The sequence below is a fragment of the Phytobacter sp. RSE-02 genome (assembly GCF_040578655.1).
Classification (GTDB): Bacteria; Pseudomonadota; Gammaproteobacteria; order Enterobacterales; family Enterobacteriaceae; genus Phytobacter; species Phytobacter diazotrophicus.
The window spans coordinates 389339-403756 of the sequence record NZ_JBEULY010000002.1 but is presented as its reverse complement, the minus strand read 5'-3'; the positions used below and the strand labels follow the sequence as shown (position 1 = coordinate 403756).

At 52.3% G+C, this 14418-nt stretch carries 13 protein-coding genes; 4 read left to right on the top strand and 9 right to left on the bottom strand.

The window, feature by feature from the left end; translation table 11 throughout:
* Positions 1-172: 172 nt before the first annotated feature.
* The 3 genes from ABU190_RS05495 to fabI form a co-directional block, all read right to left on the bottom strand.
* Positions 173-2107 carry an exoribonuclease II gene (locus tag ABU190_RS05495; RefSeq protein WP_354690658.1) on the bottom strand — a complete coding sequence of 645 codons (1935 nt, stop codon included), beginning with the start codon at positions 2105-2107 and terminating at the stop codon, positions 173-175.
* A 139-nt stretch (positions 2108-2246) separates the two neighbouring features.
* Positions 2247-3404, bottom strand: a complete 1158-nt coding sequence (locus ABU190_RS05490) for a CMD domain-containing protein (RefSeq protein ID WP_354690657.1) — start codon at positions 3402-3404, stop codon at positions 2247-2249.
* A 243-nt stretch (positions 3405-3647) separates the two neighbouring features.
* The gene (gene fabI / locus ABU190_RS05485; RefSeq protein ID WP_039076945.1) at positions 3648-4436 is read right to left on the bottom strand and encodes an enoyl-ACP reductase FabI; all 789 of its coding nucleotides are present in this window, start codon (positions 4434-4436) and stop codon (positions 3648-3650) included.
* 766 nt (positions 4437-5202) lie between these two features.
* Between fabI and ABU190_RS05480 the strand changes: the two genes are divergently transcribed.
* Positions 5203-6384, top strand: coding sequence for a fimbrial protein (locus tag ABU190_RS05480; RefSeq protein WP_354690656.1), 1182 nt, complete (start codon positions 5203-5205; stop codon positions 6382-6384).
* A gap of 180 nt (positions 6385-6564) precedes the next feature.
* Here ABU190_RS05480 and sapF read toward each other — a convergent pair whose 3' ends face one another.
* The 6 genes from sapF to pspF form a co-directional block, all read right to left on the bottom strand.
* Entirely contained in the window at positions 6565-7371 is an 807-nt protein-coding gene (sapF, locus tag ABU190_RS05475; protein ID WP_354690655.1) for a putrescine export ABC transporter ATP-binding protein SapF, read from the bottom strand.
* 1 nt (position 7372) lies between these two features.
* On the bottom strand, positions 7373-8365 hold the full coding sequence (gene sapD / locus ABU190_RS05470) for a putrescine export ABC transporter ATP-binding protein SapD (protein WP_354690654.1): 993 nt from the start codon (positions 8363-8365) through the stop codon (positions 7373-7375).
* Positions 8365-9255, bottom strand: coding sequence for a putrescine export ABC transporter permease SapC (gene sapC / locus ABU190_RS05465; protein ID WP_354690653.1), 891 nt, complete (start codon positions 9253-9255; stop codon positions 8365-8367). The genes sapD and sapC overlap by 1 nt, the downstream gene beginning before the upstream one ends.
* Positions 9242-10207 (bottom strand): putrescine export ABC transporter permease SapB, encoded by a 966-nt coding sequence (gene sapB / locus ABU190_RS05460; protein WP_354690652.1) that lies wholly within the window; start codon positions 10205-10207, stop codon positions 9242-9244. Before sapB ends, sapC begins: the two co-directional genes overlap by 14 nt.
* Entirely contained in the window at positions 10204-11847 is a 1644-nt protein-coding gene (gene sapA, locus ABU190_RS05455; protein ID WP_354690651.1) for an ABC transporter substrate-binding protein SapA, read from the bottom strand. Before sapA ends, sapB begins: the two co-directional genes overlap by 4 nt.
* A gap of 98 nt (positions 11848-11945) precedes the next feature.
* A complete protein-coding gene (gene pspF / locus ABU190_RS05450) occupies positions 11946-12926 on the bottom strand; it encodes a phage shock protein operon transcriptional activator (RefSeq protein WP_354690650.1) in 981 nt (326 codons plus the stop codon).
* 166 nt (positions 12927-13092) lie between these two features.
* Here pspF and pspA point away from each other — a divergent pair, with 166 nt between their 5' ends.
* The 3 genes from pspA (at position 13093) to pspC (ending at position 14412) form a co-directional block, all read left to right on the top strand.
* Entirely contained in the window at positions 13093-13761 is a 669-nt protein-coding gene (gene pspA, locus ABU190_RS05445; RefSeq protein ID WP_039076953.1) for a phage shock protein PspA, read from the top strand.
* Between the two features lie 67 nt (positions 13762-13828).
* Positions 13829-14053, top strand: coding sequence for an envelope stress response membrane protein PspB (pspB, locus tag ABU190_RS05440; protein ID WP_354690649.1), 225 nt, complete (start codon positions 13829-13831; stop codon positions 14051-14053).
* A complete protein-coding gene (pspC, locus tag ABU190_RS05435; protein WP_039076955.1) occupies positions 14053-14412 on the top strand; it encodes an envelope stress response membrane protein PspC in 360 nt (119 codons plus the stop codon). Before pspB ends, pspC begins: the two co-directional genes overlap by 1 nt.
* Positions 14413-14418: the final 6 nt, after the last annotated feature.

Here is a 14418-nt window from a genome sequence, read left to right as displayed (position 1 = left end):
ACAGCAGGCGCGAAAAAATGGATAAAGCGCCGCAAAAATGTGCAAAGTTATTTTATTGTGGTCGCTTTTAATGCTTTTTGTGAGGATTAGAAAAAAAATGAGGGTGGTATCGCTTTCACAAAGAAATTTTTGCTCCCTCTGAATGAGAGAGGGAGCAAAACAACGTGGTTTATCAGGCGGCTGGGCGCGCGATAATACTACGGGTTTCCATACGAACTTCCGCAATGGTGACATCAATAACGTCAGTCACTTTATAAACGGTTTCGCCTTTAATTTGCACGGTCCCGGTTTCCTGGCTGCATACTAATTCATCGCGTACTGCATGCAGGAACGGTGCCGGGATAAACGCAATGGCACCGTTATCCACCAGACGAACACGCATGCCGCCACGGCTGATATCGATAATCTCGGCGCTAAATCGGGTTTCGGTACCGGCTTTATTCTGCAAGAAACGGGCATACAGCCAGTCACCAACATCGCGTTCCGCCATGCGGTTAAGACGACGACGCTCAGCCATCTGCACGGTAGCTTCGGCCTGTGGGCGTTCTGCCGTTTCACCTTTGATCACCGCTTTCAGCAGGCGATGGTTGATCATATCGCCATACTTACGAATAGGGGACGTCCAGGTGGCGTAAGCTTCGAGGCCCAGACCAAAATGTGGACCTGGATCGATGCTGATTTCCGCAAAGGACTGGAAACGGCGAATGCGACTGTCGAGGAAACCAGACGGCTGTGCGTCCAGCTCGCGACGCAGCTTACAGAAGCCATCCAGCGTCAGCACTTCTTCCGCATCCACATGCATTCCGTGGCCTTTCAGTAGCGTGGCAAGCTGTTCACTGTTCGCCGGGTCGAAGCCCAAATGCACGTTATAAATGCCAAAACCGAGCTTGTCTCGCAGCACGCGAGCTGCGCAGATATTGGCGGCAATCATTGACTCTTCAACAATACGGTTTGCGATTCGACGCGGCTCGGCAACGATATCCAGTACTTCGCCTTTTTCGCCAAGAATGAAGCGATAGTCAGGACGGTCTTTGAACACCAGCGCATGTGTCTGGCGCCACTGGGAACGAGCCTGACATACGCGATGCAGCAGACGAATTTGTGCGGCTATGGCGTCGTTCTGTGGCTGCCAGCTACCGCTGTTTTCCAGCCAGTCAGAGACCTCGTCATAAACCAGTTTGGCTTTTGACGTAATCGTCGCGGCGAAGAATTCGATATTGTCTTCGATAGCGCCTTGTGCATCCAGCGTCATGCGGCAGGCCAGAACCGGGCGAACTTCATTAGCGCGCAGTGAACACAAGTCGTCAGACAGTTCACGCGGCAGCATCGGAATGTTGAAGCCCGGCAGGTAGTTGGTAAAGGCCCGCACTTTGGCGATGTTATCCAGCTTGCTGCCTTCTGCGATCCACGCGGTTGGGTCGGCAATCGCAACGGTCAGTTGCAGTTTGCCTTCGGCGGTCTCTTCAACATACAGCGCATCGTCCATATCTTCGGTGCTGGCACTATCGATGGTAACAAAATCCAGCGCGGTCAAATCGATACGCTCAAGGCCTTCATCCAGCATTGCGGTCGCTACGCCATTTGGTGCTTCTTTTTCAAGATTATGACGCGCCAGGGTGACCCACCATGGTACAAAATGGTCGTCGCCAAAGGTGATGAATTGCGTCAGCTCAGCATAAAAGCTGCGGTCGCCTTTGAGCGGATGACGGCGCATTTCAGCAACCGCCCAGTCACCGTCTTTGAAATCGTGCGTCACGCCACGCTCAGCGCGGCAGGGGATAACATCTTTAATTAACGGATGGTCAGGAACGATAGAAAGACGATCATCTTTCTTCTGCACCCGGCCAACAAAACGGCTCAGGAACGGCTCAACCAGCTCTTCAGGTTCAGCGGATTCGCGTTCCTTTTCGGTGTGGATCACAGCGATAATTCGATCGCCGTGCATCACTTTTTTCATCTGCGGCGGCGGAATAAAGTAGCTTTTTTGCGCATCGACTTCGAGGAAACCAAAGCCTTTTTCCGTGGCTTTAACGACACCTTCCGCACGGGGTGTTTGGGAATGAAGTTGCTGTTTTAGCTGCGCGAGCAGCGGGTTGTCCTGAAACATAATTTTGTATTTTCGTGGCTGAAAGAGCGGCTGACAGTTTTACGCGAATCTGCCTGTTGCAGCAAGCGCTGTTTCAGCAAAATGCCCGTCCCTGACTTAGCATAAAGCCACATGCCGGGTAAGGGCGCTGGTGCCAGATTCAGGCGATATCACCGAAGGCAATTTTCAGACGGTTTAACCAGCCGCATAACGCACACCAGATAAGCAATCCAATGGCTGATTTTTCGTTAATGCCATTCTCGTTCAACTGAGCAAAATGCGCCGGGCTGAAACGATCGGGGGCGCAAGTCAACATCTGGACAGCTTGTGCAATGGCACCTTCCTTAATTTGTGTTTGCCCCTGGCGTTTGAGTACCCGATCGCCATTACGCACTGCTTCGGCAAGGTCATCATCACCGTTCCAGCCTTGCCAGGCTTCATTAAAACAGCTCACGCTGCCGTTAATTCGCGCGGTGTAGAGAGTGACCAGTTGCGTGATGTTGTCGTCCACCAGCGTCGGGAGCGCGCCACTATAAATTTCACCCAGCGCATCCAGTGAGGGGGACTCATGCGCCAGCACGGGCGCGAGAAGCTGAAAAGCAGGCAACGGTTGCCATTTAGCAAGTGACTCCATCTGACGTGCACTGGCGGTGCGTAAATCCACTGGCGCAATGCCTGGCGTCCACTGTGCTTGCGTTGCGTCAAACAAGGCGTGTTCGGCCTCTTGCTGCATTTCCATGCCGGGGATCCAGCGCACAGGCTGTCCTTGTAGCGCCTGAAAAGTGGCGATGGCGCGCGCCTGAAAACCAATAAAACCGATAACCTGGCCCATCAGAATAATGTCGTATTCTGTTAACCCCACTTCATCAAGCTGCTGTCGGGCACGTGCGTTAATAACGCCAGGTGACAGTGCGAGCTGGCGGGCATATTGCGTGATTTGCGCCAGACGCCGATTGCTCTCACGTGAAGAGTCCGGGCCAGGAAGAGGGGCCAGACGTGCGGCATAGTGATTACACAGGCGTTGCACGCCATATACCTGAGCGACAGTCAGCGCAGTACTCAGGCGGTCATAGGTGTTGAATGTGTGCAGGCGATTGACCGTCACGCGCTGGGGAAACAGGAATTTGTACAGTGTTCGTGCTGGCGTCAGCCAACTGTTGCACGCCTGAATTAACGAATCTGGCAGGGTGAGGTTTAACAGAAACGGGTCGTCAACAGTGGCTGCTTCGGGAACTAAGGGTAGCGCCTGAGCCTGACGGGCGCTCGACTGGGTTTCATGATACCAGTGGCTTTTGCCGGAAACACGGCGTTGTTCCATGGTCGTTCCTTGGTCTAAAAGTGGCGATCCGGACTCGTCGTTATGCTGGTACGCGGATCTTTTTCGCTGTTTTATCCTGGCGTAAGCGGTGGAAGGGATGAAAGAATGTTACGTGATAATAAATATCAGAAAGATATATATAACGTTAAAGCGTACAGACATCAGGATGAGGGGGAAAGGGCAGGAATACAAAGCGGAAAAGAGGTAACGAAATTCGCCCCCTGTGGCAGGGGGCGAGGGAAATTATTTCAGTTCCAGCTCGTTCATTGCAGCGATGTTGAAACCGCCATCAACGTGAACAACTTCACCGGAAATACCTGCGGACAGGTCAGAACACAGGAACGCAGCGGTGTTACCCACATCTTCAATGGTAACGGTGCGGCGAATCGGGGTAACCGCTTCGCAGTGGGAGAGCATTTTACGGAAATCTTTGATACCAGACGCCGCGAGGGTGCGGATCGGGCCAGCAGAGATACCGTTAACACGAACACCTTCCGGACCCATCGCGTTCGCCATGTAACGGACGTTCGCTTCCAGAGAGGCTTTTGCCAGACCCATAACGTTGTAGTTAGGAATAGCACGTTCTGCGCCCAGGTAGGACAGGGTCAGCAGTGCGGAGCCTGGGTTCAGCATTTCGCGGCAGGACTTAGCCAGTGCCACAAAGCTGTAGGAGCTGATGTCATGTGCGATTTTGAAGCCATCGCGGGTTACGGCATTAACGTAGTCACCGTCCAACTGGTCGCCCGGCGCAAAGCCGATGGAGTGAACGAAACCGTCAAATTTCGGCCATACTTTAACCAGTTCGCTGAACAGGGCTTCGATGCTGGCATCTTCTGCAACGTCACACGGCAGTACGATGCTGGAACCCAGTTGAGCGGCAAACTCTTCCACACGGCCTTTCAGTTTGTCGTTCTGATAAGTGAACGCCAGTTCAGCGCCTTCGCGATGCATAGCTTGCGCGATACCGTAGGCGATGGAAAGTTTGCTGGCAACACCCGTTACCAGAATGCGCTTACCGGTAAGAAAACCCATAGCTTTTAATCCTTATAGTCATTGCTTTTATTTACTTTAACAATCAACAAGTTATGATTGCCATTTCAACATAAATCAAAACGAAATCGAATTATCCCAGCAGCCGCTGTCGGTGTCACGTTTTTTCCGTGATGCCAGCGCGCGCCAGAGAATTGTTTCAGACTGACTCATTAACAGTTCGATACCGCAAAAGTATATCATCAGTCTGCCATTTCGGGTCATCCAACCAGCGGGAAAGAGGGGGGATATAAGCGGAGCAATACGAATGGGACATCTGGGTGATATCTGACCGTATTCATTTTAAATGACAATGATATTATTAGGATAAGTATCACTTTTAGTAATCAGGAACACTATTTTTGTGACGAGATTTACCCAGGGGAAATGCCATCAGGCTATAAGTATATTCTAACTCATATATCAATTCAGGTTTGCGATATTTGAATGGAATCAGTCGAAAATGGACTGTCTTGAATCAATATGTCTGGTTAAGATTATCCGCCAGCGCCAGAGGAAAAAATATACCTTTGCATAAAGAGTGTTTTAATGGTTGTCATAATCAAAAAACAATATTTTTGATAATTCCTGGTTAAATCTCTGGCTGATATATTATTCATGTGAATAATGTCATTTGGTTTTATATAAAAAACTAATTAAAAGGCAATTTTTTGGCTTGTGAGCTATTATTCTGGAGAGGGCTAATATCTATCCATGATGAACTATTGTATATTTTCCGCAATGGATAGTAGCTGGCAAGGAGTTCTCAATGCGGAAAATTTTGGCGGTAATGAGTGTGGTACTGATATTAGGTAGTAAAACAGTTCATGCGGAAAATATTGATGTCGTTGTAACAGGGACAGTCATAAGATCGTACAGTGTCAATCTCACAAATAAAGTTACGCTGGGAAGTGGTCTGTCGAATTGCGCAATGATAGGCAGTGCTAATTCAATCGACATGGGCGGGACCGTTGCAACGAAAAAAGATGGAAGCCCAAAAGTGTCCTATTATACGCTGATCAGGAATGATGGCTTTCAAATATCTGAGGTTTGTCAAGGGCAATATGGGAATTATCGAATTTACAAAACGTCTGTTGACGGCATTGGTATCTCCTATAATGATGCTGATCCAAGCTCAGAATCTAAAGGAAAGCCAATAACACCAACCGCGCTGACTAAATATGTAGCAACTGTAAATGCAACTAATGTCCATGTATGGGTAGACGTACGTTTATGGCGTTATTCGGCGTCAGCAGATTCACTGCCGTCCGGTTTACTGAATATTCAGGGGCCAGCCTTGTCGCAGGGTGTTGGGGCTACGGCGGCGGGAGACGTGATAAATAATTGTACTTCTTTTTCGACAGGTTCTGATCCCAGGTTATGTTTAACGGACATCATTAAATATCCGCAAATTACAACATCTGTCTATTCCGGTACCTGTGAATTTGTCGATGCGTCTAAAACAGTGCAAATGGGCAAGCGTAATATCCCGGCAAATGCGGCCGCGGGGTATGGCAGCCCGTGGGTGGATGCCAGTTTTCAGCTACGCTGCCCGAATGCCTGGGGCTATTATTCAAACCCGTCCAGCCCGACGACTGTTACAAGAAACAGTGCCGTGATGGTCACCGTTAAGCCGCGTGATGGTGTAGTGGATGCCTCCAAAGGTATTTTCAAACTCGACGGTTCCGGGGCGCAGGGGGTAGGCATTCAGCTTGCCTGGGGGGATTACGGCAGCCAGGGTCAGACGCCAGCGAAACCGGTGCAGCTCAATACGCCGACAAATGCGAGCGGCATAAGCAGTAATTTTGCCGTCGGGCCTTACGCCACAGGCAGTAATGCCGTGACAGGGGACGGTACGATAAAAATGGCTGCCCGGTATATTCGCACAACGGGTACAGTGCAACCAGGGCCAGCAAATGGCCTGGTAGAAATCCTGGCTAATTACCAGTGATGCTACGGCAGTGGAAAAATCGGTCCGCCGGGACGGGCCGATAACGCTGCGCAACCCCTTTCAGACTAATAAAGATGGTCAAACATATTTACCTGATAAAATCAGGGCAAATAACCAACAGCGCCTAATGAAAATCATCACGGTGCTATTTGCCGGGCGCGAAGAACGCCCTAAGCATTATCAGCGATCCTGCCGCCAGGCATCGGCGGTCAGCGCCTCGCCAAAATGTCCGGCAATCAAGCGCTTAGTCAGATCGTGAAGCGGCGAAGCCAGCACGCTCGCGGTACTCCCGCGTTCAACCACTTCACCCTGATGCATCACCAGAACCTGATCGCTGATATGTTTCATCATACCGATATGCTGGGTCACATAAATATATGAAATACCCTGTTTTTCCTGTAATTCCAGCATCAGGTTAATCAGTTGCGAGCGCATCGACATATCCAGCGACGCCAGCGCTTCGTCGGCAATGATCACCTTCGGGCGCAAGATTAAGGCGCGTGCCAACCCCAGACGCTGTTTTTGCCCCGGCGCGAACATGTACGGATAGTAACTGGCGTGATCGGGCAGCAGGCCAACCATGCGCAACGTTTCATAGATGCGCTTTTGCCGTGCCTCCGGCTCCAGATCAGTATTCAGACGTAGCGGGAAATCAAGAATCTGCGAGATGCGCTGACGCGGGTTTAGCGAGGTCGACGGGTCCTGGAAAATCATGCGGATACGTTGACTACGAAATGAATAGTCGCCGTAATGCAGAGGATGATCGTCAATCAGTAACTCACCGGTGGACGGTTCCACCATGCCTGTCAGCATTTTTGCCAGGGTCGATTTACCAGAGCCATTCTCGCCGATAATGGCCAGCGTTTGCTTCTCACGCAGGGTAAAACTGAGCGATTTAACCGCTTCCACGGTTTGCGGACGAAACCAGCCGGTACGATAGCGGAACGTCTTACTTATATTGCGCACTTCGAGCAGCGTTTCAACCATCTCACTCTCTCTCCATATTCAACGGGAAATGACAGGCATACAGATGGTTTTTCGCACCACTCAGACGCGGTCTTTCTACACATTTGCGCTGGGCATAAGGACAGCGCGGCCCAAGGCGACAGCCGATCGGCAGATGTTCGAGCAACGGAATGGCACCCGGCATGGTGTTCAGGCGGCTTTTATGCGGCATGGCACTGCCAAAATCAGGGATGGCGCGAATCAACGCCTGGGTATAGGGATGATGCGGTGTCGTCACCAGTTCTTCGCTTGGTGCGGTCTCCACGGTTTGCCCACAGTACATGACGTTAATGCGGTCGGCCCATTTGCTCAGCATCTGCAAGTCATGACTGATCAACAAAATGGTGGTGTTGTTGTTCTGGTTTAGTCGAGTTAACAGACGGAAGATTTGTGCCTGTGTTGTCGGCTCCATGGCGTTTGTCGGTTCATCGGCAATCAGCAGGCGTGGTTGGTTGGCCAGTGCGATAGCGATCATCACTTTCTGACATTCCCCTTCGGTCAGCTCATAGGGAAAGCTGCGCATCGCGTCTTTATGATCTTTAATGCCCACCCGGTGCAGCAGCTCAATAGCACGCTGTTTGCGCCAGCCAAAACGACGGAAGAAGCCGCCTTTCCACGTCCAGCCGGGGATATTTTGCATCAACTGTTTGCCAATTCGTTCAGACGGGTCGAGACACGACTGCGGCTCCTGAAAAATCATGGAGACGTTATGGCCTAGCAGCTTGCGGCGCTCGCGCGAGGAGAGCCGAATCAGATCGATATCATCAAAACGCATACGGTCGGCGGTCACCCGCCAGTTCTCTTTCGTCACCCCGCAAATGGCTTTGGCGATAAGGCTCTTACCCGAGCCGGATTCACCCACCAGACCGCGGATTTCCCCCTCGGCCAGCGTCAGGCTAACCCGGTCAACGGCCTTAACCCAGTCTTCACCGGTCTTTACTTCAATAGTTAGATTGCGAATATCCAGCAGTGGCATTATTCCACCCCCGCATTAATCGCGCGGCGAATACCATCGCCCAGCAGATTGACTAACAAAACGCTCAACATAATTGCAGCACCCGGTAGCATTACTGTCCAGGGGGCAACATAAATGAGTTCCAGTGCATCTCCGAGCATGGCACCCCATTCCGGAGAAGGAAGTTGTGCGCCGAGATCAAGGAAGCCCAGCGCCGCGATATCCAGAATGGCCATCGACAGCGAACGGGTAATTTCGGTGACCAGTCCGGAGGTCATGTTTGGTAGCACGGCAAACCACAAAATATTCAGCGTGGATGCGCCATCAAGACGGGCGGCAATAACGTACTCTTTTTCCAGTTCATCATGCACCAGGCTGTAAACCGACCTCACCATGCGCGGCAGAAGCGCCAGCCAGACGGCAAACATGGCATGAGAAAGGTGCGGCCCGGCGAAGGCCACCACAATGATGGCCAACAGCAGTGACGGAATGGAGAGCAGGGTGTCGAGAATATGGTTCAGTACCGCTGATCGCAGACCATGGGTCGCCCCGGCGAAGACACCTAACACCAGACCAACGAGCGTGGCGGCGAGCGTCACCACAAATGCGCCGCCGACGGTGGGGGCCGCGCCGCTTAGTAAACGGCTTAATACATCGCGGCCCAGGTCATCGGTGCCGAGAAAGAAAGAGACTTCGCCATAGCGCGACCAGGACGGCGGCAACAACTGATAGCCTAAAAACTGCTGATCAATGCCGTAGGGCGCGAACCAGCCACCGAACACGCATAACACCGCCAGCGCCGCACAGCCGTACAGACCGATCATTGCCGGCGTGTCACCATAGAATTTTCGCCACGCGGTGAGCAGGGCGCTGGGCGGGCGTTTTTCGCTATAGACGCTATCGTAAGGCATACCATTCCTTATGTTTCAATGGGTTCGCCAGTGCGCCCAGAATGTCAGAAAGCACGTTCACGATGATAACCAGTGAGCCTATCACCATTACCCCGGCAGAAATTGCCGCATAATCTTGCTGGCGTATTGCGTTGATGACCCAGCGTCCCAGGCCTGGCCAACTGAACACCATTTCGGTAATCATCGCCAGCGTCAACATGGTCGAAAACTGCAGCCCCAGGCGTGGGATGACCGGCGGCAGGGCATTATGCAGAACGTGGCGGCGCAAAATAGTCAGGCGTGACATACCACGCGTGGCGGCAGCCTTAATATAGTTTTTGTCGAAGACTTCGATGGTGCTGATACGCATTAAACGGATGACTTCGGTGGTGGGGGCAACCGCGAGTGTCAGAACCGGCAACACCATATGACGGATAGCGCTGATAATCATCTCGTCACGCCACGGCGAATCAGAAAGCCATGCATCGAGGATAGCGAACCCGGTAACAGGCTTCACTTCGTAGAGTAGATCGAAGCGGCCAGAAACCGGCAGCCAGCCCAGCGTCAGGGAGAAGAACAGTGTTAAGAGCAGCGCCAGCCAGAATACAGGAATGGAGAAGCCGAGCAGGGCGATGGCGCTTATCAATTTATCCTGCCACTTATTGCGCATAATGCCCGCCATCATGCCTATGGGAATACCCACCAGCAAGGCAAAGCCAAAGGCGAAAATACACAACTCCATGGTTGCCGGGAAAACCTCTTTCAGTTGTTCAGAAATCAACTGACCATTGATGCTCGAAACGCCAAAATCCCAGTGCAGTAGCCCGTTAAACCAAAAAACCCAGGCGTTCCACAGCGAGGCACCCTGCAATGGTGCATGTGGGGTGAAATAGCTCAAACTAAAGCCGATAAAAGTCAGCAGAAAGAGCGTCACCAGCAGGAGCAACAGGCGGCGTAAGGTAAAAATGATCATGGTTTTTTCACCTCTTCTTCTTTTTCCCGCGTCACCCCGGCAAACGAGGCGCTGCCAAACGGGCTCAGCACCAGCCCTTTAATATCGTAGCGATAGGCCTGCAGACGAAGCGATGAGGCGAGCGGCAGTACCGGCAGTTCCTGCGCCAGAATATTTTGCGCCTCATCGTAGGCATCAATGCGCGAGGCAAGCTGCTGCGACGCCAGCGCTTTTTGCAGGACGCTGTCAAATTCGCGGTTACACCAGTGGGCGAAATTGGTTTGGGAATCGATAGCCGCGCAGCTCAATAACGGACGGAAGAAGCTATCCGGGTCATTACTGTCGGTTGCCCAGCCAGAGAGGGTGAGGTCATGGTTCATGTCCATCAGACGCGCCTCCTGGAAACGGCCTTCAACAGGAACAATCACCACCTTCACGCCAACCTGCGCCATATCGGCCTGAATCAGTTCTGCTGTTTTGAGCGGACTGGGGTTCCAGGCCTGCGAGGTGGTCGGCACCCATAAATGCAGCGTCAGGTTTTCCAGCCCCAGCTCTTTAAGACGTTTTCGCGCTTTCTCCGGATCGTATTCGGTAACCCTGGCTTCACCGTCATAAGCCCAGGACGCGCGTGGTAAAATCGATGCCGCTGTTTCAGCCGTGCCGTAATAGATGGACTGCATCAGGCGCTGGTTGTTAATCGATAAGGCCAGCGCATGGCGAACTTCCGGGTTATTGAGCGGCGCTTTGTCAGTATTAAACGCCAGATAGGCGATATTCATGCCCGGACGCAGGGTCAGGCGCAGGCGCGGGTCGTCACGCAAAATCGTTAACTGACTCGCGGCAGGCCAGGCAAGCACATCGCACTCACCGGTCAATAATTTCGAGAGTCGGCCTGTACCACCGGAACCCAGATCCACCACCACTTGTGGCATCAGCGGTGTGCCACGCCAAAAATGGGCGTGACGTTGTAACCTGACATATTGCCCGGCGCGGTACTCTGCTAACTGGAACGGTCCGGTGCCGACGGGCTGGCGATCAAGAAGTTCCTGACGGTCAGATTTTGCCAGCATCGCCGCATACTCCGCAGACATCACCGAAGCGTAATGGGTCGCCAGATGCCATAAGAAGGAGGCGTCTGGCTGGCGCAGACGAAACTCGACGGTATGGCTATCGAGCTTGCGCACACTTTGTACGGAATCTGCGAATTGCAGACTGTCGAAATAAGGGAAGCTGGTGCCGTTAACGTTATGCCAGGGGTTATCGCGATCAAAAATGCGCTGAAAGGTAAAAACGACATCGTCTGCGTTGAAATTACGTTTAGGCTTGAACCACTGCGTCGTCTGGAAGGCAACGCCATCACGCAGGTGGAAGCGGTAGGTCGCACCGTTGTCCATAACTTCCCAGCTTTCCGCCAGTTCAGGTACCAGGCGGTAGGTATAGGGGTCAACGTCCAGCAGGCGGTCATAAAGTTGCGCTGCCAGCGTATCGACAATCAGACCGCTGCCCGCTTTCTGTGGATTAAACGTGCTTACTTGCCCGTTGACGCAATAAACGAAGCCACTGTCGCGAATATCGGCAGTCGCCGCCTGCGATGAAGCAGAGTGCGCAATACCGGCCCACAGGCTCGCGGTGATTAGCAGGAAAGGGGAAAGCAGACGCATGTTTTATTCAACGATTTTAGGTTCATGTGCAAAGTGTATCGCACTTGCCATAGCTTCGTACAAATGTCTGATAACGACTGCTGTTATTGTCAGCGATTTCAGCTTATCTGGTGCTTTTTCAGTAGCGCCCGCAACTGGTGATAGGTCAATCCCAACAGCTCCGCCGCTCGTTTCTGGTTAAATTTTGCCTGCTGCAAGCTGTTTAACAGTAACTCGCGTTCCTGCTGATGCTGGAACTGGCGGAGGTCGACAGGCAGCGCCGGTAAACCGTCCGATTCAGGTAAAACCGCGTCAACGATTGGCGTCTCGCTGTTGAAGGGGTCAATGATGATCTCATCGAGCGGCGTTTCACTTGTCCCGTGCCGGTAAACCGAGCGTTCAACGACGTTTTTAAGCTCGCGAATATTCCCCGGCCAGTTATAACGCATCAACGTTTCGCGCGCGCGCTCTGTAAATCCGGCAAACAACGGCAATTTAAGTTCGCGGCACATTTGGATGGCAAAGTGATCGGCCATCAGCATGATATCGCTCTGCCGCTGGCGTAACGGGGGAAGTTGCACCACATCAAAGGCCAGGCGGTCCAGTAAGTCGGCGCGGAAAGTGCCTTTGTAAACCATCTCCGGCAGGTTGGCGTTGGTGGCGCACACCAGGCGTACATTAACCTGCAGTGGCTGGCTGCCGCCGACACGCTCCAGTTCACCGTATTCAATCACGCGCAGCAGTTTTTCCTGCACCAGCATCGGGGCGGTGGCCAGCTCATCAAGAAACAGGGTGCCGCCATCGGCGCGCTCAAACCGACCTGGATGTCGTTTTTGCGCCCCGGTGAAGGCGCCCGCTTCATGGCCAAACAGCTCGGTATCAAGCAGATTTTCATTGAGGGCAGCGCAGTTGAGGGAGATAAACGGCCCTTGCCAGCGGCTCGACAAATAGTGCAGACGGTTGGCGATTAACTCTTTCCCTGTGCCGCGCTCACCGATGATAAGCACCGGTTTATCGAGCGGAGCCAGACGCGAAACTTGTTCCAGCACCTCAATAAAGCTGTTGGACTCGCCCAGCAGGTTGTCTCTTTGTTCAGTCATGATGAATTTCGCCACTTGTTAGCGTTATTCACCACTCTAAACTAAAAACACGCAACGGTAAAATAGAGTGTTTCTTTTAAAATCAACAAATTAAAAAATTGGCACGAAGATTGTAATACCTGAGAGCAGGGCAAGGCCCGATTACAGAAATTAAGAGGAACAGATTATGGGTATTTTTTCTCGTTTTGCCGACATCGTGAACGCCAACATCAACTCGCTGCTGGAGCGCGCTGAGGATCCGCAAAAGCTGGTGCGTCTGATGATTCAGGAAATGGAAGACACGCTGGTCGAAGTACGTTCAACCTCAGCCCGTGCGCTGGCAGAGAAAAAACAGCTCGTACGCCGCGTTGAGCAGGCGACCGCGCAACAGGTTGAATGGCAGGAAAAAGCCGAGCTGGCTCTGCGCAAAGATAAAGACGATCTGGCGCGTGCGGCGCTGATCGAGAAGCAGAAAGTGACGGCGCTTATCGATACGCTGGAGCAGGAAGTGGTGCAGGTTGATGAAACTCTCGCCCGGATGAAAAAAGAGATTGGCGAGCTGGAAAGCAAACTCAGCGAAACGCGCGCACGCCAGCAGGCGCTCTCTTTACGCCACCAGGCGGCGAGCTCGTCCCGCGATGTGCGTCGCCAGCTTGATAGCGGCAAGATTGATGAAGCGATGGCCCGTTTTGAGTCTTTCGAACGTCGTATTGACCAGATGGAAGCCGAAGCAGAAAGTCATGGTTTTGGTAAACACAAAACGCTGGATCAGCAGTTCTCTGAACTGAAAGCGGATGACGAAATCAGCGAACAACTGGCGCAGCTCAAAGCAAAAATGAAACAAGATAATCAATAACATTTTTGGAAGACATTGCAGGCGGCATCGGGAGATGTCGCCCCATTATCACCTGTAAGGAGTACACATGAGCGCGCTTTTTCTGGCCATTCCCCTGACGTTATTCGTTCTGTTTATTTTGCCGGTCTGGTTATGGCTCCATTACAACAACCGTACCTCACGCGGTGAACTACCGCAAAGTGAGCAGCAACGGCTGGCGCAACTGACCGACGATGCACGGCGAATGCGTGAACGTATTCAGGCGCTGGAAGACATTCTTGATGCAGAGCATCCGAACTGGAGAGATCGCTGATGGCAGGTTTAAACAGCAATAAAAAGTTATGGCGTATCCCGCAGGAAGGCATGGTGAAAGGGGTGTGCGCCGGTGTTGCGCACTATCTGGATGTACCGGTGAAGTTGATCCGTTTGATAACGGTGTTGGCCATGCTGTTCGGGCTGTTTTTCCCGGTTGTGGTGGTCTATATCGTTATGACCTTCGTTCTGGATCCGATGCCGGAGAGCGCAGTGGATGCCGAAAACACACCAACCAGCAGCCAGCTTCTGGATGCCGTGGACGCGGAACTGGCAGCCGGTGAGCGTCGTCTGCGCCAGATGGAGCGTTATGTCACCTCCGACACGTTCTCTTTGCGTAGTCGTTTCCGACAGCTTTAATGAAGA